Below are 18,235 nucleotides of genomic sequence, written 5' to 3' on the forward strand. Positions count from 1 at the left end.
ATGCATATCTAAAAAAGTTGAATGCCTTAGTTCAAAACAAGGAAAAATCACGAAACAAGACAAAGTAAAAGTTGTCTATGAATTAAGGCATGAGTAAAATACCGAGTTCATGCCCAACAGGCTGCCTAATTGAAGTAACCAGTCTAACTTTATGGGGTCACTACACTATGGATAGTTGGGTGGTTTCTTTTTGAGATCTATTTGAGGTGCAATTAAAAATTGTGAAACTGCAAATAAAAAGATGGAACTGCAATTGAAATCTGTGAAAGTTCAAATAAAAAGGTGGAACTGCAATTAAAATCTGTGAAAGTGCAAATAAAAATTATGAAACTGCAATTAAAAAAGACGAATCTGCAAATAAAATCACTAAAACAGCAAATAAGAGCATGAATAGTGTATAAATAAAGTGAAAATCACGAGAAATAAAAATAAATTAGTATAAGGGATCACTAATTCTTTATTTTTCACGTTCTTTCATATATTTTTCCGCAAGTAATTGTTTAACTTGATTATAAGTTAAACCAGAATTTGCATTTTTTCTTTTCACTTCGTTAATGTTGGTTCCAGTTATCGTAAAGCGTTTATCTTCCATTAGACTTCATCTCCAAAACAAAATTATATAATTTTATTATTTATTAGTTAAATGGAAAATATCCAACAAACGATTAAATATAAAGAAGTAATTAAATTAATTGATAGGATATGTTAAAATAATAAAAAAAGAATGGGAGATAAAACCATGCATGAGATTGTTTTTGGGATATTAGGTTTTATTTTTCGTATTATATCTTGGTTTGTTATCGAAATAATCGTTCAATTTTTCTTTGATTATTTACCCCGAAAATTTTTTGGCTATTCGGTTTATGAGAAAGATGATCGAATAGTTCAAAAGAGAATTACTTTATTGAAAAAAGAAGAGTGGTTTAAGCCATACGAAACTTATTTATTTGAAATATCACAAAGAAAAAGTATTCAAAAGTTAATATTAAAAGCAAAAATGAATGAAATTTTATCGAATGAGGAAAAGAGAAATGAATTCTTATCTGAATTAGATCGGCGATTATTTGACTTAAATCCAATTGGAATTAGAAATAGAAAAACGAGCCCGAATTAACGGCTCGTTTTTTATTTTTTATAAACTTTTACTGTAACTGTTTTAACTCCCCATTTTTGGGCATTTTTCTGACTTGGGATAAATACATCAATTTTATTTCCTTTTAGTGAACCGCCAGTATCACCAGCAATTGCATAGCCATAACCTTCGACATATACTTTAGAACCTAGTGGAATTACTTTTGGATCCACAGAAATAACTTTTGCTTTTGGATTCTTTTTTAAATCTATTCCAGTAGCAGTTTTACCACTGCATCCTTTACAGCTACCAGTGTAAGCTGTAGCTTTCATTTTAATTACTTTATAAGGTGTAGCAGCTTTAGCTGTTGTTTTTTTAGTCGTTGTTTTCTTAGTTGCAGGTTTAATTTGCAATACTTGATTTACTTTAATAAGGTCTGATTTTAAATGGTTCCAAGATTTAATCTGAGAAACTGTTACCTTTTGTTTTTTAGCGATAGCAGATAAAGTATCACCAGATTTAACTTTGTAAGTTGCTGCGTATGTATTTGTCGTAAATCCCATTGTTAGAAAAACAGTAGTAACAAAACATGTCATCAATTTTTTCATATTTCCCGCTCCTGTCGTCTTCTATGTATAATACTTTACCATGGAAATGTGACAGTAAGATTTCAGTAGTTTTATTTTATATTACAAATATATTACCTTTTTTTATAATATTCTATAAATTCTGCATAATAGTTACAGCTTATTTCGACACAATTCCAATTTAAGATTGTTTATCGCTAATTTTTGAGCTTAGATGCTTGATTTTAAAGGACTTTTGAGCCGAAATTAAATGGTAATAGGGAGAAGGTTAAACAGTAAAAACTCTTCAAAAAGGTATGAAATTGACTAGAAAAATAAACTTATTTATCACAAATAAGATCGGTTTTATTAATTTAGAATTAAAAACTATGTAACAAATCGAGAGGTTTTGTAACATTTGCGTATAATTTAATGTGTTACAAATCCTGAATTTAAGTACAAAACCTACTAAAATTTACTAAAAACTACCTTCAAATGGAAACATTTTAACATTTCATATTTTCATAAATAGACAAAATGTATGAGTAAACCAAAATTCAACAAGCTTGTGTAGGATTTAAAATTTGTAAAAAGTAGTATGATTAGACTAAATATTTTGAATAATGTATAATAACAAATGTACTTATAAAACCAAAAGGTGGGGTCGTATGTCAACCAATACATATTCACTTACATGGGATTTAGATGTTTTCTTTAAAGGAGGCAGTGAATCTCCTGCATTTGCAACATACATAAAAGAAATTACTAATTTAGTAGAAGGAATAGAGAGACAGGTTTCTTTGTTTTCTGCTCCTAAGAGTAGTGATGAGGTCGAGGAATTAGCTGATATCATAGGTAATATTGAAGTAATAGGAAAGAAATTATCGCAAGCTGGTGGATTTGTTGGCTGTTTACAAGCTCAAAATATGGCAGATCAAAAAGCTAATTTATTAGAAGGAACATTAACACAGCTTTATGCAACATTCTCTACTTGTTTAACAAAATTCCATAGTCAATTAACAAAAATTGAAGATTCTGTTTGGAAAAATATTTTAGAAACTGATGAGTTTAAGGAAATTTCTTTCGCATTAAATGAGCGTCGTCAACATGCTAGTGAATTATTATCAGTTGAACAAGAGGCATTAATTACTGCCCTTTCAGTTGACGGATATCATGGTTGGGGCCAAATGTACGACACTGTTGTTGGAAAAATGCAGATCGAACATGATGATAAACTTTTATCTGTTGGTCAAGCATCAAATCTATTTTCTTCTAAGGAACGCGATGTTCGTAAAGAGATTTTCGAAAAATGGGAAGAAACATGGAGTGATGAGTCAGATTACTTCGCTAAAATATTAAACCATCTTGCAGGTTTCCGTTTAAGTGTATATGGACAACGTGGATGGAATAATGTATTAAAAGAACCATTATCGATCAATCGTATGAGTAAAGAAACACTTGATTCAATGTGGGGCGCGATAATCGACAATAAAGCTCCATTTGTTGAATATTTAGAAAGAAAAGCTAAATTACTAGGCGTTGAGAAATTAAGTTGGTATGATTTAGATGCGCCTGTTGCTGATATTGATTCTACCGTTTCATATTCTGAAGGTGCAGAATTTATATTAGATCAATTTGGTAAATTTGGTGATGAATTAACTAGTTTTACAAAGATGGCGTTCGAAGACTCTTGGATTGAAGCAGAAGATCGCGCAGGTAAACGTCCAGGAGGTTTCTGTACAGGATTCCCTGAGAGCAGTCAATCTCGTATTTTTATGACATTTTCAGGAACACCTTCAAATGTTTCAACATTAGCACATGAATTAGGTCATGCTTTCCATTCATTTGCGATGAAAGACGTTCATACGCTTAATAAATATTATGCAATGAACGTTGCTGAAACAGCTTCTACATTTGCAGAAATGATCGTAGCTGATGCAGCTGTTAAAAATGCAAGTTCAGATCAAGAACGTTTAGCTCTATTAGAAGATAAAATCCAACGAAGTGTTGCATTTTATATGAATATTCATGCTCGCTTCTTGTTTGAAACGCGTTTTTACGAAGAGCGTAAAAATGGTGTTGTAAGTAAACATAAAATAAATGAACTGATGGAAGAAGCTCAAAAAGAAGCGTATTGTGGGGCTTTAGAAGAGTATCATCCACATTTCTGGGCATCAAAACTACACTTTTATATTACAGATGTGCCGTTCTACAACTTCCCTTACACTTTTGGATACTTATTCTCATTAGGAATCTATGCAAAAGCATTGGAAGAAGGCAAGAGCTATGAACAGAAATATATTGCCCTTCTAAAAGATACAGCTTCTATGACAGTTGAAGAATTAGCTCAAAAACATTTAGGTGTAGATTTAACAAAACGTGATTTTTGGGAGAAGGCAGTAAAACTATCTCTTAAAGACGTTGAAGAATTTTTATCAATCACTGAATGATAACTTTTTATGAGGAGGACTCGTTTAATTACGAGTTCTTTTCCTGTTTTAAATACTTTTATTAAGTTTTTTGTAGTTTTATTAAAAAAAGATAAGAAAATACGGAGGGGTTTTTAATCATTACCTCTTTAGTAGGGGAGTGACTAGAGTGAATAGTTTTAAATTTCTAAAACCATATAAAATAACAATTGTCGCAGCAATCGTCTTTTTACTTTTGGAATTAGTCGTTGAATTATTTCAACCATATATTTTATCTAATATCATTAACAATGGAATAGTTCACAAGGACATGGCTTATGTTACAAAATGGGGAATCGTCATGATCGTGTTATCGATCGTTGCATTTATTGGAGGAGTATTAAATACTTTTTATGCTACTCATATTGCTCAAAGCTATTCATTTACCTTAAGGAAAACACTATTTGAGAAAGTACAAACTTTTTCATTTACGACGTTTAGTTATTTACCAACTTCATCAATCATTACAAGATTGACAAATGACGTTTCACAATTACAAAGTGCAGTATTTATGAGTTTAAGAATTATTTTGAGAGCGCCATTGATTGTAACTGGTAGTGTCGTAATGGCATTAATTTTGAATTGGAAGCTTTCATTTATTTTATTTTTAATTTTGCCTTTCTTATTTATGTTCCTAAATTGGATGGTTAAAAAAGGTAGAAGACTATTTAAGAATGTTCAAGATAATGTGGATATTGTAAATAGTGTTCTTAGGGAAAATTTAGTTGGAATGAAATTAATTAAAGCCTTTGTACGTAATGACCATGAAAATAATCGATTTCAACATATAAATCAAAATTTAAAACAAAAAACTTCTGTTGCATTACGAACAATGGAAATTACGATGCCAGTTATGCTTCTATTTATGAATGCTTCTATTTTGATTGTATTGTGGTTTGGAAATAGTAAAGTTCATTCACACGAAACAAATATTGGAGATATTGTTGCAATCGTAAATTATATTTCTCGTATTACTTCATCATTTACTGTTTTTTCATTTATCATTAGTGCGTTTTCAAGAATGAGAGCTTCTGCTGAACGAATCGATGAAATATTAACGATTGAAGAAGACTTTGTAGAAAAGAATGAAGGAAACCAACTAGCCAATCGATTGGAAGGAAAAATTCAATTCCATCGAGTTTCTTTCAGTTATCCTAATTCTGAAAAAGAAGTGCTAAAAAATATTTCATTTGTTGCATACCCAGAACAAACTATTGCAATATTGGGTTCAACAGGTTCAGGAAAAACTTCTTTATTCCAATTAATCCCTCGCTTATACGATGTTAATTCTGGAACAATTTTAATTGATGATCAAGATATACGTAAAATAAACAGTAAACAACTAAGAGGACAAATTGGATATGTACCACAAGAAGCTCTACTATTTACCGGAACAATAAAAGAAAATTTACTAATGGGTAGAGAAAGTGCATCAGATGAAGAAGTTTATTTAGCTGCTAAACATGCGCAAATTCACGATTCAATTTTAACTTTCCCAAATGGATATGAAAGTTTAATTGGTCAAAAAGGTGTTAACCTTTCAGGTGGGCAAAAACAAAGACTTTCTATTGCAAGAGCAATCCTTAGAAAACCTAGTATCTTATTACTTGATGATAGTACAAGTGCATTAGATTTAAAAACCGAAGCTAGTTTAATAGAAGCTTTAAAAAATTACGAATGTACTACATTAATCATCACTCAAAAAATCAGCACTGCTAAAAATGCAGATAAAATATTAATTATTGAAGAAGGTGAACTTGTAGAAGAGGGTACACACGAATCTTTATTAAAGAGTTCAAAACTATATAAAGCAATCTATTATTCACAATATGGAAAGGAGGAAATTCATAATGTTAAAGGAGCTAACTAAACCTTTCCAATATAAACAATTACAATTATCGAAGGATAAGAAGAAAAAGGAAGCTTCTCGAGCAGATAACGTTTCCACAACATTGAAAAGGATATGGTCTTACCTAGCACTAATGAAAGGTAAACTAGCTGTCGTACTGATCATGGTTTTAGCAAGTTCGGTACTTGGTTTACTTGGGCCTGTATTAGTTGGATATTCAATCGACCATTATATTCTAAAATATAATTTAAGTGGTTTAAGTTGGTTAATCCTTGCTTTAGTGTTTATTTACTTAGGTTATTCAGCATCCTTGTTTTTGCAAAATTTTTGGATGATCGATATTGCTCAAAACACTGTAACAAAAATGAGAACAGAATTATTTAATATGTTTCATAAATTGCCAATGTCATTTTTTGAAAAAAGACAACACGGTGAGTTAATGAGTCGTGTAACAAATGACTTGGAAAATGTAAGTTCGACTTTAAATACTTCAGTAATCCAAGTATTTTCAAGTGTTATAACTTTAGTTGGTACTGTTTCAGTTATGCTTTGGTATAGTCCAATCTTAACTTTATTGACTTTATCAATTGTTCCTGTGTTAATAATTGGTATAAAATGGATTACGCATCGTACTGGCCAACTTTATAAAATCCAGCAACGTAACTTAGGTGAGTTAAATGGATTTATAGAAGAAACAGTGTCCGGACAAAGAATCATCAAGACTTTTTCTCAAGAAGATAAAATGATTCGAGACTTTTTAAATAAAAATGAAAAATTGAAAAACTCGGGATTTTGGGCATTTATCTTTGCCGGATTTATTCCTAAATTCATGAATGTATTAAACAATGTAAGCTTTGCGATCATTGCAGGTATTGGTGGTTACTTTGCCTATAAAGGACATATCTCAATTGGGACAATTGTTGTATTTACTGAGTATTCAAGGCAATTTACTCGTCCTCTTAACGATTTATCAAATCAGTTTAATACATTACTTTCTGCGATTGCTGGAGCTGAGAGGGTATTCTCAATCATTGATGAAGATATTGAAGCGATTGATGAATCACACATTATTAATGACCAAAAAGTTATTCAAGGTGAAGTTGAATATAAAAATGTTAATTTTTCTTATGGGAAAGATTCAAATACATTAACAAATGTTTCATTCAAAGTATCAAAAGGTGAGACGATCGCATTAATAGGACCAACTGGTGCAGGTAAAACGACTGTAGTAAATTTACTTTCACGCTTTTATCAAATCAATAGTGGTGATATACTCATAGATGGTGTAAGTATTGGTCAATATTCTAGGAAAAACTTGAGACAACAAATGGCATTTGTTTTACAAGATTCATTTTTATTTAAAGGTACAATTCGAGAAAATATTCGATATGGTCGTTTAGATGCAACGGATGAAGAAGTAGAAGAGGCAGCAAAGCTTGCGAATGCACATAGTTTTATTATGAAATCTTCAAAAGGATATGATACAATTTTACAACAAGATGATCAGCAAATTAGTCAAGGTCAAAAGCAACTTCTCTCAATTGCTCGAGCTATTCTAGCAAATCCTGCAATTTTAATTTTAGATGAAGCAACAAGTAGTATTGATACAATTACTGAAATTAAAATTCAAGAAGCTTTACAAAGACTAATGCAAGGCCGAACAAGCTTTGTCATTGCTCATCGACTAAATACAATTAAAAATGCTAATCAAATACTTGTTTTGAAAAATGGAATGTGTATAGAGAGAGGTTCACATGAAGAATTAATTGATAAACAAGGCTTTTACTATGAATTAGTAAAACATCAAGGGATGAATGAAGATCAGCATATACAATAAAGGGTGGAAGCATGGATTACAATTCGTTTAAAGAAATTATTCACGGAAGAAGAAGTATTCGAAAATTTACTGATCAAGCTGTTTCAAATGAAATAATTGAAGAAATTATTGACTGCGCACGTTATGCTCCAAGTGATACAAACTCACAAACTTGGGAGTTTATCATTATTAAAAACACTGACAAAATTAAAAAAATTGAAGAGATGACATGGGATTCTCTACATGAAGTTGCTGAAAAAGCAAAAGAAAAAGGATTAGAAAAAGAAGGTAAACTTTTAGTTCGATCTTTTGGTCCTTATGCAACAGCATTTAGAGAAGCTCCGGTTTTAATAATTTGTTTAGCAACACCTTATGAATCAAAATTCAGAACAAAAATATTTGATCCAATTGGCTTTGTTGAAAATGAAGTTTGGAAAGAAGAAGGAATTAAAAGTAGCTGCTTAGCATCTCAAAACTTAATGTTAGCTGCACATGCATTAGGCTTAGGAACATGTCCAATGACAGGTCCGGTCCTATTAGCTCAAGATAAACTTAGAACGTATTTAGAGATCGAGGATAACCGTGAAATTAACATGGTTATTTCACTTGGATATCCATCTGAACCTGCGAAAAAACTTGCACGTAAAGAAGTTGCAGAGATTATTCGTTACGTTGATTAATCAATTAAGTAGCCCGCGAGGAAATCACTCGTGGGTTTTTTTATGTTTTTACAAAAGATTCAACTAAGATTTTGACAAGAAGTTCTATTCGATTAACGGAGTTCAAAACTTTATCAATAACTCATGATTTAAAGATGAAATTTTACATCAATTCAAAATATTATTCTAGTATAAAATAACGTTTGAATTTATATTAATATATCTGTATAATTACTCAAGTGATTAATAAGTAGAAGATTTTTTTATATTGAAAGGTGTAGTATCATCATGGATTCGACTAAAAAATTAGGTGTAATGGGTTTATCATTTTTAAGTATAAATGCAATATTAGGATTACGTAATATTGCTTTTGCTTCAACAATTGGTCCTTCAGCTTTATTTTATTGGATTATTGCAGCATTAATCTATTTTATTCCAATTGGATTAATTGTAGCTGAGTTATCTACAACCTATCCAAATCAAGGCGGTATGGGTGTTTGGGTTCGAAAGGCTTTTGGAGAAAAAGCTTCATTTTTATGTTCGTGGTTTTTTTGGATTGCTAATTTTACATATTATCCGTCGCTATTATTAACAACTACAATTGCGATCGCATATGGAATTAACCAGCCACAAATGGCAAGTCATCCTATGAAAACAGCTATTATATCCAGTATTATCTTTTGGGTCGTTACATTACTTACATTAAAAGGTACTAAAATGAGCGGAAGGCTTGCGTCGATTGGGGCGCCACTTGGGGTGTTAGTTCCTGCAATTTTAATTTTTGGTTTCGGATTTTATAGTATGTTTAGCGGTCAACCAAGCGCTACTCATTTTACCCAAAGTACAATCATGCCAAATAATTTATCCTTTGGCACGATTATGTTTTTATCAACATTAATGTTTGGTTTTTCAGGTGCAGAAATGTTAGGAACGATTGCGGGGAATGTTAGAAACCCGCAAAAAACATTTCCGAGGGCAATTTTTATCACATCAATCATTATTGCATTAGTCTATATACTTGCAACAGTCGCATTTCAGTTTGTGATAACAATTTCATCTGACCAAACTGCGACAGCACTATACTTATTTGCAGATAAAATAACTACTCAATTTGGACTGAATGTTTCACTCTCTCAAATTTTAGGTATCTGCTTTGTATTAGCATTTGTAGGATCTCTTTCATTTTTAATTTTGAATCCTAGTGTGATGATTGCTGAAAGTGCAAAAGAGGTTCTTCCTAAAAATTTATTAAAAGAAAATAAAGATGGTATGCCATCGATTTTAGTATTAGGTCAAGCAGTTGCAGTTACTTTCATTTTAATTCTTTCTGCTTTTGTACCAAGTGTTTCAAAGGCATTAAATATGTTAATTTTAATGTCAACATTGGCATTTTTTATCCCTTATGTATTTTTAATTAGTGCTTATATTAAACTTCGTATGACTGATAAAAAGATAAACAGACCGTTTAAAATTAAAAACAATTCACTAGCTATATTCGTTGCACTAATTGGAATGGTTTCAGTAGTTGGAACAATCGGATTAACGCTTATTCCAGCTCCAGATACTACATTATTAGAATATTTACCAATCGTACTTGGACCGATTTTATTCGGATGTATTGGTTTTATTCTTTATAGTAATGGAACAAAAGGGAAGAAGAAACAAATGAAAGACTAATAAAAACACCTAAATTATTTATATTAAAATAATTTAGGTGTTTTTTGATTTTTTTAGAAAAGTGACTCTAATTCCGTCACTAATGAACCAACATACTCAACAGCTTCTTTAATCGGTGCACTTGTTGTTAGATCAACACCAGCCATTTTTAAAAGTTCAACAGGTTTTTTCGATCCACCTGTTTTTAATACTTCAATCCAAGCATCAATAACAGGTTTGCCTTCTGATTCAATTCTTCTTGAAATAGCAGTTGATGCAGTCAATCCAGCAGAATAAGTATATGGATAAAGACCCATATAATAATGAGGCTGGCGCATCCATGTTAAACTTGCACCTTCATCGATTTCAACAGAATCGCCCCAAAATTCTTTCAGAACATTACCTTTAACTTCACAGAATGTTGACGCAGTAAGTGGTGTACCTTTTTCAGCTAGTTCATAAACTCTTCTTTGGAACTCACCTTCAAGTAAATGAGTTACAAAGTTATGATAATAAGTACCTAGTAATTGAAGGATGACCCAACGCTTCATCTGAGGATCATTCGTTTGTTTTAATAAATATTGGCCTAATAACATCTCGTTAAATGTCGAAGGTGCTTCAACGAAATACATAGAAGGACGAGTATTTACAACACGTTGATATTTGTTTGCATAATAAAAATGACCAGCATGTCCAAGCTCATGAGTAAGTACAAATGCATTTCTCATCGTATCCTGCCAGCTAATTAAAATGTATGGATGCACTCCATATGGACTAGAACAAAATGCACCTGTTGATTTTCCAACATTATCGGAATAATCAATCCAGCGCTCATCAAACGCTTTTTCCATAATCGAAATATAGTCAGGTCCCATAATCTCAAGTGATTTTAAGATTGTTTCTTTTGCTTCTTCATAAGTAGTAATTGGGTTGAAATCAGGATCTAGTGGTGCTTTTAAATCATAGAAATGAATCGTTTCAAGTCCAAGTTGTTTTTTCTTTAAGTTAGCTAGTCTACGCATATGTGGAGCTAGTTCCTTAAAGATGATATTTAATTGATTATGATACATTTCTAAAGATACTTTGTGGTCTTCAAGTAACATTTGCGTAACTGAATCATAATTTCGTAATTTACTTAAAGCGACTTCCTTTTTTACTTGAGTAGCATAGATTGAAGCATATGTATTTTTGTATTGGGTAAGAGTTTTAGTAAAAGATTCATATGCTTGTTTACGAACTGTATGATTCGGAGAGAATTCATATAAGTTTTCAAACATGGCAAACGAGTTTTCTAATTCTTTTCCATTTTCATCTTCAAAGGAATCGAATTCTAGATCAGCGGCTTTACTAGTTTGGTAAATTCGATATGGGGCAGAGGTAACTTCACCAAGTGCAGCTAAAGCCTCTTCAGTTTCAGGGAGTAATCTATGTTTTTTAGATGCAATAATTTCTTCTAATAATAATTTAAAAACCTCAATTTCATTTTCTTCCTTAATAAAGGCCTCTAACATTTCATTATTTAAATGTAAAAGCTCTGACTGAATAAACGTTAAAGTAGTATTTGCTTTTGTACTTAAGCTTGAAAATTGTAAACTATCAGATTGATTTTGAGAATCTGAACCATCTCCAGACTGAAGTAAGCTTACATATGTACCACAACGAATTAATTGAAGCATAATAGATTCATAAGTTAATAATGCCTTTTTTAAAGATTCAGCAGATTTTAGGACAGAACCTTTCAACGATTTTGCCTCTATTAAATCATTTTCAATTAGTTCTAAAGCAACTAGCCACTCTGCACGAGTTGGATATAAGTCCTCTAATTTCCATGTCATTTCTGTTGGAACCTCAGCACGAGTTAAACGTTTTACTAACATTTTTTCCATCAATTTGCCTCCTTTAGTAGTAGTTGGTACGAGTCTATTATACTGTATAAAAACATTTTAATGGTGGAATTATTCGATAAAATTGAAAATTATAACAATTTTACTGCACAAGCCGTCATTATTTTGATAAAATTAATTGAATTTGGTTAAAAATTTTAACTTTTAGAAATAGTTTTGGAAATAAATTTTATTACCTAGAAAGGAGTTTTTTAAGAACGAATGAAAAAACTTAAAATGATCTGTTTACTAACTTTGGCAACTGTTGCACTATCAGCATGTACAATTAAAAAACCTCCACAAAATTTAGCTATTAAACCACAAGGTACTTATGATTTAAAAAATGTTGGGATTAAAGTGGAATCATCACTTCCTAAAAATGCTAAATTTAATCTTCTGTTTAAAGATGATGATACAAAAAAAGTAATCTACGAAACTACTATTAAAACAGATGAAAATGGTACTGCAAATAAGAAAATTTTATTAGATACAAAAAATAAAAACTTAACCGGTTTATTATTTTTTAGGCCTGAAGAGCAACCAAAAAACATTCAAGACAAATTTGGCAAATATGGTGAAAACATTCGCTCCACTACAGAAGGTTATAGAGTTGGGAAAAAGAATAACCAAAAATATATGTATATTAAACAGTATGGGACATTTTGGAAAATCGGTAAATTAAGTGATGGCGGTTTTCTAGTATTTGGTAAAGATAAGATAAAGCAAGAAAAGGAGGGGGAATAATACACAATTAGATGAACAAGATTGTGTATAAAACATGATACAAACAAGTAGAACTATATCAAAATATCTTCTTCAGTTTTGTTTAACTATATTTGGAATTGGTTTAATTACGGCTACTTCTTTTACGCTATTTTTACCAAAAGGAGAGCGACTAGCAGAGTTTTGGAATCAGATACAAATCTTTTTTTGGAGTTTTTTTTACTTCGATAATTTAGAAGTTTACTTAAAAGAATATCAATATGTTCCTTTTTCTTCTGTATTTTTAGAGCCATATGTTTATTCTTTTACGATCCTTTTTTCAGCGTTTTTGCTTTCAATTTTCGTCGCATTATTTATTGCTTATATAGTAAATTTAGGTCCAAAATCATTTAGAAAAATAATGAATAGCATCCTATTTTTCCTACAATCTATACCAGACGTCGTAATGATTTGCGCATTTCAAATTTTCTTTTTTTGGATTTTTAATAAAACAGGCGTTAAAATTGTGGATCCAATAAGTGGCTTTGAATCGAAAGCTTACGCATTACCGATTATCCTTGTTTCGATTATTCCTACGATTCAGCTTTTCCAGATGTTATTTCTAGCAATACAGGAAGAAAAAATTAGAGACTATGTAGAATACGCAAAAGCAAAGGGACTTTCTAATTCTTGGATTATTATCCGTCATATATTTCGTAATGTAACGATTACTTTATTAAGTAATAGTAAGCTAATATTTTGGATGATGATTTCAAATCTTTTAATAGTAGAAAAATTCTTTAATATGAAGGGCTATTTTTCATTTCTATTTAATAACAGCAGATCACCTGAAATCTTTTTTATGGCGCTAGTTTTACTATTTATCCCATTCTTTTTGCTAGAAATTATATTTAAACAAATTGTTATTAGAATGAAAGGGGGACAAGCTGTATGATAAAAGCTAAAAAGTATTCACCAATCATAATAGGCAGCTTTATCATACTTGGCTTAATCACCTTTAGTTTTATTTATACTTACTTTATAAAGGATTCGATAAAACCAGCCCCTGCTTTGTTATACAATGCAGAAGGTAAATTAGTAGATACATATGGTTATCCTCCAAGTTGGAAATATCTTTTTGGTGTCGACCGATTTGGAAGAGATGTATTTTGGATGGTAATTGATGGTGCTAAATACACTTTATCCATTGCTATCGTTGTAGGACTAATGAGAGTCATATTTGGCGGTTTATTAGGCACATTTTTTGGATTCATGAATCAAAAATTATTAAAAATGATTGAACCAATTTTGAATGCATTTCGATTTGTGCCAGCTGTTATCATTATATTTCCATTTTTTGAGAGATTAAATGACGTTCCAGAAGCAGCTAAAGAAAAAACGATTGCAATTCAAATATCATTACTAATCATTATTTCAATACCTGTATTGATGAATTCAATCGGTGAAGAGGTTAGAGATTTTTTGAAAAATGATTTCATTACTAGCTCTAAAGTCATAGGTGCACGAAATGGCTGGATCCGTCGAAAACATGTAATACCATATTTACGAAGTCGTATTCTTTTATTATTTGTACAACAAACCATTCAAACTTTATTTTTATTAACCCAATTAGGCGTTTTTAAATTATTTATTGGTGGTGTTAAAGTTCTTTATTTAGATCTTGGTGTCGATCGACCGATGTCACAAGCTAATGAATGGTCTGCAATGATTGGTGCAAATTATATCGAGTTATCTATTGATTCATGGGTAATCATTGGACCAAGTATAGCTTTTATTGTTTCGATATTTGCTTTTAATCTAATTAAATTGGGCATTGAGCGTTTAATGGAAAACCAAACTGGTCTTCAAAAGAAACAACCTATGAAAAATGAAGGTTTATACCATGGATTAAATGATTTTGATTTGGTGAATAAGGAAAAGTTAAATGAAGTTAGCAGGATCGTAGAGGACGAACCTAAAACGAGTGGACAGCTTGTAACTAGATAATAAAGTAATAGAATACCTTTGTTCTAAATAGTGAATAAAGGTTTTTATTTTTGTATATAGAGGAAAACTCAAATTTTGCATTGAAGTATAATAAAACTTATACAAAAAAGAGGGAGCAGAGACATTGAACATTAATTTAGTGGAAAAAGACGAAATTCCCCCAAATTACAGGAGGGATCTTGAATGTATAATTACTTTTGTGGAGTTACTAACAAATCAATTATTTACATAACAGGAGTCTAATTTTATGAAAAAAATAATTCCAGTTTTACTACTAATATTAGTCATATTTACTGGTTGTAATTCTGATACGATTTATACACCTCTTTATAATGGGAAAAAATTAATTGTTGGTGTGATCGGTAATTTTCCGAAAGTAAGAGAAGAGAATGTGAAATTCAAACATATTAATTTGGATAAAATTGAAGAAAGTAAAAATCTTTCGTCGGGATTTGATGCCGTATTGATAAAGAAGGAGCATCTTTCTGAAGCTGCCAATCATAAATATCTGGCTATATATCAACATTCTGGTCTTCCATTTTTCTTTATAGATTCAAAAAAATCATTTGTATTAATTATTAATGGTCAAATATCCTACAAAGATGCACCTGATATGGTTGAACAATCCTATGCTGAGGGTATTTTAGATGAAAATCATTTCTGTGGATATGGACTATACAATGACAAAGTAAACGATGGTAACATTAAGGATGTATACACACAAATTTTTAAGACAATTGAGTCTGGCAAATGCTTCAACGATTAATAAATATAATTTTTGAGTTTGTAGGAGTTTTACTGAAATAGCTGCAGTGAAAGATCATGTTAAGTGAAATATGCATTTAGCAGTATATGAAAAGAGTGAAAAAACCAAATCCTAATTGTTCTGGTTCTTTCACTCTTTTTGAATTTCTTATTCCATAAAATCCGCTGTTAAGTTAATTATTTAATGATTGGATGTCTTTTATCTTCTGCCCAATCATTTATAAATGGTTTTTGGCGTGGATTTAAGTTAGCAGGAAGGTCTGTCTTACTAAAAAAACGATGTTCTCTGCTTTCAATATCCTTTTGTTTTAATTCTCCTGTATATTGTTTAGATCTAAAAATTATTTGAACACTGAATGCTTTATCTCCATTAGGGTACTGAACAAAACATTTTTCACCTGAGTAAATACCAAACAACTCTAAGCTCGTTACAGTAAGTCCCGTTTCTTCAAGGGATTCCCTTTTTGCTGCCTCTTCAAAAGTTTCTCCAATTTCCATAATGCCACCTGGAATGCACCAATTGTCTTCGTCTGTTCTGTGTTGCAATAATATTTGTTCATTATCCTCAATAATGATCCCACAACCTACAGTGAAAAGGGTTTCGTTACCAATATATTTCCTCATATTTTTAATATAATCCATTTGAAAATCTCCTTCAATGTACTAATCCTTCAAAATTCGACAGAAGTGATAAGTTTTCCTTCTTTTTTAACTGTACCTGCACTTAGAAAATTAGAGATAGTTTGAATTCTTAAGACTCGTAGTTTAGGAGCTAAGGGTACACGTTATCAGATTCTAAATATGGCTGCTCTTAAAGATGTTATAAGGAACTTAAATCTATGAGTAAGCAGATTAATTTCACAATATACGGTCAACCATTCGCACAGGGTAGACCGAAATTTACTACGTTTGGTGGAAATGGTCGAGTGTACGATCCAAAAAATTTCAAAGGATTTTAATAGTACTGCAAACTAGCTTCAGCTGATCAGGACCAGAACTACTTTTAGAAGGTCCATTAAAGTTAGAAGTTAAAGTTTATAAATCCATTTTAAAAAGCTTTTCAAAGAAAAAAGCAATTGAAGCAGAGCGAGGGATTTTAAGACCAAAAACTAAGCCGGATGTAGGGGTTAAGGATGCTCTTAAATCAATTATCCGGCTAGTTAATAGCCAAGTAGTAGAGCTGACAGTTAGTAAATGGTAAAAGTATGGAGTCAGTGAGGCGAATCTTAAAAACCAAGGAGTTTAGGTTGAAATCCAGAGAGAGCAATTACTTCTCCTCTACACTCGTTTAATGAAGCTTGAAGGAACGGTGCTAAAAAATCTAGATACAAATGGAGGGATAAGAAATGATAAGTCAATTCAAGTCAAATAACAAAGTTAAGCATTTTGAAAACAAAGCTAAAGGTATTTTGCAATTGGTAAATGGCATGAGCGAAGACATGATAGCGCAAAGTTAAATCTGAATTTCTTACAAGAACGTCTTGATTGTAAAAACAAGGAGCATGAGCAATTATACAGTCAATTTAATGGATTAAGAAATGAATACTTTGAGCAAAAAGTAGAGTTGCTTAGAGTTAACTTAGAAATCCTTTACTATCAAAAGAGAATTGAAGAGCAAATGATTCGTTTTAATAAAAATGAAAGTGAATTGATAAAAGAAGTTATGGATCTTGAAAGTAAGTTGTATATGAAGGGTAAACAACTACTTGCAGTTAGGATCTGGTTCATTATTTAGCGTTTGATATCGTTGGATATTTTATTTGATGAGTGAGGGATATTAAACAAGGTAAACGTCCGACAAAGAGACAAGCTATTTTAATAAGATCATATGGTTTCAAGCATGGTAATTGGTTGATTGTTAAAAATTTACTAGAGGAATTGCATATTGCACATCGGGAGACTGGTAGTAAAAAGGTTTTACCAAGTACCTAACTACTCCTAAGTTGAAGGAGGTTTAAAATGAATATTGAACAACTTTCATTTATTGATGAAATAGATGAGAAAAAGGTTAGAAAGGCAGTTATTAAGCAGCTAAAGCGCTTCAAAGCATTAAGGGTTGCAGTACAAAATAAAGATGAGCAATTAGCTGAAGGTGTAGTGAATCTATTTACTAAGATCATTGATGAAGAAAAGGAAAAGCGATTTAAAGTAAAGCAAATGGAACGAGCTTTAGAATATGCATTAGATGATATTGAACGTGAAATAATTGAAAAGAAATATCTGTCACCATATAGAATTAAAGATATTAGTATCTATCCAGAGCTTGGATTGAACAAAGACCAATTCTACGAATATAAAAGACAAGCGATCTTTTCAATAGCTGAAGCACTCAACATTATTTGAGTGCTTATTCATTAGAAGAGATAACACGAATAATCCATCCATAACATATTAAATAGTCAAAGTTAGTTTGGTATGAAAAAGTTAATTAATATGAACAATATAACCATTGTAATAGAATAGATGTTTAATATTTCTTTTAATATATCTTTTATATAAGTGGGTTTTACAAAATCTTTATATGCCTTTATGGAAATATCTTTCTTATTAGTATTAAAATTAGTGTTCCATAAGTAGATAATTAAAACTAAGAGTAAAGTGCAAAAAAGAATGGTAGTATAATTATTTATAAACTGAAAATATGGTTCTGTTGAAGTGTTTTTTGGGATCAGTTGTAAACAATTATATAAAACATACATGAATCGGCTACACTGAGTTAGACAATTAATTTAAGGTCAAGTAGACTAAAGCTATTAATTATTCGGGGAGAATCTACTATGACTAAAAGAGTT

The 18,235-nt window shown here is 31.0% G+C and carries 16 protein-coding genes and 1 pseudogene; 13 read left to right on the forward strand and 4 right to left on the reverse strand.

The window, feature by feature from the left end; translation table 11 throughout:
- Positions 1 to 457: 457 nt before the first annotated feature.
- On the reverse strand, positions 458 to 592 hold the full coding sequence (locus ACFWM3_RS24530) for a hypothetical protein (protein WP_335475403.1): 135 nt from the start codon (positions 590 to 592) through the stop codon (positions 458 to 460).
- 147 nt (positions 593 to 739) lie between these two features.
- Here ACFWM3_RS24530 and ACFWM3_RS24535 point away from each other — a divergent pair, with 147 nt between their 5' ends.
- Positions 740 to 1,114 carry a hypothetical protein gene (locus ACFWM3_RS24535; RefSeq protein ID WP_390313319.1) on the forward strand — a complete coding sequence of 125 codons (375 nt, stop codon included), beginning with the start codon at positions 740 to 742 and terminating at the stop codon, positions 1,112 to 1,114.
- Between the two features lie 11 nt (positions 1,115 to 1,125).
- Here ACFWM3_RS24535 and ACFWM3_RS24540 read toward each other — a convergent pair whose 3' ends face one another.
- Positions 1,126 to 1,680, reverse strand: a complete 555-nt coding sequence (locus tag ACFWM3_RS24540; RefSeq protein WP_056473241.1) for a 3D domain-containing protein — start codon at positions 1,678 to 1,680, stop codon at positions 1,126 to 1,128.
- Between the two features lie 626 nt (positions 1,681 to 2,306).
- On the opposite strand from ACFWM3_RS24540, the gene ACFWM3_RS24545 reads away from it, so the two are divergent.
- The 5 genes from ACFWM3_RS24545 to ACFWM3_RS24565 all read left to right on the forward strand — a co-directional run bounded on the left by ACFWM3_RS24545 (position 2,307) and on the right by ACFWM3_RS24565 (position 10,107).
- Positions 2,307 to 4,088 carry a M3 family oligoendopeptidase gene (locus ACFWM3_RS24545; protein WP_390313322.1) on the forward strand — a complete coding sequence of 594 codons (1,782 nt, stop codon included), beginning with the start codon at positions 2,307 to 2,309 and terminating at the stop codon, positions 4,086 to 4,088.
- Between the two features lie 148 nt (positions 4,089 to 4,236).
- Complete coding sequence (locus tag ACFWM3_RS24550) at positions 4,237 to 5,976, forward strand: ABC transporter ATP-binding protein (RefSeq protein WP_390313324.1); 1,740 nt, start codon at positions 4,237 to 4,239, stop codon at positions 5,974 to 5,976.
- Positions 5,957 to 7,792 (forward strand): ABC transporter ATP-binding protein, encoded by a 1,836-nt coding sequence (locus ACFWM3_RS24555; RefSeq protein WP_390313325.1) that lies wholly within the window; start codon positions 5,957 to 5,959, stop codon positions 7,790 to 7,792. The genes ACFWM3_RS24550 and ACFWM3_RS24555 overlap by 20 nt, the downstream gene beginning before the upstream one ends.
- Positions 7,793 to 7,803: 11 nt before the next feature.
- A complete protein-coding gene (locus tag ACFWM3_RS24560; RefSeq protein WP_056473231.1) occupies positions 7,804 to 8,451 on the forward strand; it encodes a nitroreductase family protein in 648 nt (215 codons plus the stop codon).
- A 267-nt stretch (positions 8,452 to 8,718) separates the two neighbouring features.
- Positions 8,719 to 10,107, forward strand: a complete 1,389-nt coding sequence (locus ACFWM3_RS24565; RefSeq protein WP_390313326.1) for an APC family permease — start codon at positions 8,719 to 8,721, stop codon at positions 10,105 to 10,107.
- Between the two features lie 53 nt (positions 10,108 to 10,160).
- On the opposite strand, the gene pepF is transcribed toward ACFWM3_RS24565, so the two are convergent.
- Positions 10,161 to 11,972 (reverse strand): oligoendopeptidase F, encoded by a 1,812-nt coding sequence (gene pepF, locus ACFWM3_RS24570; RefSeq protein ID WP_390313328.1) that lies wholly within the window; start codon positions 11,970 to 11,972, stop codon positions 10,161 to 10,163.
- A gap of 219 nt (positions 11,973 to 12,191) precedes the next feature.
- Here pepF and ACFWM3_RS24575 point away from each other — a divergent pair, with 219 nt between their 5' ends.
- The 4 genes from ACFWM3_RS24575 to ACFWM3_RS24590 all read left to right on the forward strand — a co-directional run bounded on the left by ACFWM3_RS24575 (position 12,192) and on the right by ACFWM3_RS24590 (position 15,444).
- Positions 12,192 to 12,713, forward strand: a complete 522-nt coding sequence (locus tag ACFWM3_RS24575) for a hypothetical protein (RefSeq protein WP_390313330.1) — start codon at positions 12,192 to 12,194, stop codon at positions 12,711 to 12,713.
- 34 nt (positions 12,714 to 12,747) lie between these two features.
- Positions 12,748 to 13,626: an ABC transporter permease subunit gene (locus ACFWM3_RS24580; RefSeq protein ID WP_390313331.1), complete on the forward strand. Its 879-nt coding sequence runs from the start codon at positions 12,748 to 12,750 to the stop codon at positions 13,624 to 13,626.
- A complete protein-coding gene (locus ACFWM3_RS24585) occupies positions 13,623 to 14,678 on the forward strand; it encodes a peptide ABC transporter permease (protein ID WP_390313332.1) in 1,056 nt (351 codons plus the stop codon). Before ACFWM3_RS24580 ends, ACFWM3_RS24585 begins: the two co-directional genes overlap by 4 nt.
- A gap of 247 nt (positions 14,679 to 14,925) precedes the next feature.
- A complete protein-coding gene (locus tag ACFWM3_RS24590) occupies positions 14,926 to 15,444 on the forward strand; it encodes a hypothetical protein (protein ID WP_390313334.1) in 519 nt (172 codons plus the stop codon).
- 176 nt (positions 15,445 to 15,620) lie between these two features.
- Here ACFWM3_RS24590 and ACFWM3_RS24595 read toward each other — a convergent pair whose 3' ends face one another.
- Complete coding sequence (locus ACFWM3_RS24595) at positions 15,621 to 16,085, reverse strand: NUDIX hydrolase (RefSeq protein WP_056473213.1); 465 nt, start codon at positions 16,083 to 16,085, stop codon at positions 15,621 to 15,623.
- 197 nt (positions 16,086 to 16,282) lie between these two features.
- Here ACFWM3_RS24595 and ACFWM3_RS24600 point away from each other — a divergent pair.
- The 3 genes and pseudogenes from ACFWM3_RS24600 to ACFWM3_RS24610 all read left to right on the forward strand — a co-directional run bounded on the left by ACFWM3_RS24600 (position 16,283) and on the right by ACFWM3_RS24610 (position 17,786).
- A pseudogene (locus ACFWM3_RS24600) lies at positions 16,283 to 16,644 on the forward strand (RusA family crossover junction endodeoxyribonuclease).
- Positions 16,645 to 17,210: 566 nt separating this feature from the next.
- Positions 17,211 to 17,375, forward strand: coding sequence for a DUF6906 family protein (locus tag ACFWM3_RS24605; RefSeq protein ID WP_390313335.1), 165 nt, complete (start codon positions 17,211 to 17,213; stop codon positions 17,373 to 17,375).
- A 27-nt stretch (positions 17,376 to 17,402) separates the two neighbouring features.
- Positions 17,403 to 17,786 carry an ArpU family phage packaging/lysis transcriptional regulator gene (locus ACFWM3_RS24610; RefSeq protein ID WP_390313337.1) on the forward strand — a complete coding sequence of 128 codons (384 nt, stop codon included), beginning with the start codon at positions 17,403 to 17,405 and terminating at the stop codon, positions 17,784 to 17,786.
- Positions 17,787 to 18,235: the final 449 nt, after the last annotated feature.

Origin of the sequence: Gottfriedia sp. NPDC058432, from assembly GCF_042721555.1 — a bacterium.
Taxonomy (GTDB): domain Bacteria; phylum Bacillota; class Bacilli; order Bacillales; family Bacillaceae_G; genus Gottfriedia.

Bases quoted from the DNA above. Each gene is read 5' to 3' on its own strand.
- ACFWM3_RS24530 (WP_335475403.1), bottom strand. From the start codon at position 592: ATGGAAGATAAACGCTTTACGATAACTGGAACCAACATTAACGAAGTG.
- ACFWM3_RS24535 (WP_390313319.1), top strand. From the start codon at position 740: ATGCATGAGATTGTTTTTGGGATATTAGGTTTTATTTTTCGTATTATA.
- ACFWM3_RS24540 (WP_056473241.1), bottom strand. From the start codon at position 1,680: ATGAAAAAATTGATGACATGTTTTGTTACTACTGTTTTTCTAACAATG.
- ACFWM3_RS24545 (WP_390313322.1), top strand. From the start codon at position 2,307: ATGTCAACCAATACATATTCACTTACATGGGATTTAGATGTTTTCTTT.
- ACFWM3_RS24555 (WP_390313325.1), top strand. From the start codon at position 5,957: ATGTTAAAGGAGCTAACTAAACCTTTCCAATATAAACAATTACAATTA.
- ACFWM3_RS24560 (WP_056473231.1), top strand. From the start codon at position 7,804: ATGGATTACAATTCGTTTAAAGAAATTATTCACGGAAGAAGAAGTATT.
- ACFWM3_RS24565 (WP_390313326.1), top strand. From the start codon at position 8,719: ATGGATTCGACTAAAAAATTAGGTGTAATGGGTTTATCATTTTTAAGT.
- pepF (WP_390313328.1), bottom strand. From the start codon at position 11,972: ATGGAAAAAATGTTAGTAAAACGTTTAACTCGTGCTGAGGTTCCAACA.
- ACFWM3_RS24575 (WP_390313330.1), top strand. From the start codon at position 12,192: ATGAAAAAACTTAAAATGATCTGTTTACTAACTTTGGCAACTGTTGCA.
- ACFWM3_RS24580 (WP_390313331.1), top strand. From the start codon at position 12,748: ATGATACAAACAAGTAGAACTATATCAAAATATCTTCTTCAGTTTTGT.
- ACFWM3_RS24585 (WP_390313332.1), top strand. From the start codon at position 13,623: ATGATAAAAGCTAAAAAGTATTCACCAATCATAATAGGCAGCTTTATC.
- ACFWM3_RS24590 (WP_390313334.1), top strand. From the start codon at position 14,926: ATGAAAAAAATAATTCCAGTTTTACTACTAATATTAGTCATATTTACT.
- ACFWM3_RS24595 (WP_056473213.1), bottom strand. From the start codon at position 16,085: ATGGATTATATTAAAAATATGAGGAAATATATTGGTAACGAAACCCTT.
- ACFWM3_RS24610 (WP_390313337.1), top strand. From the start codon at position 17,403: ATGAATATTGAACAACTTTCATTTATTGATGAAATAGATGAGAAAAAG.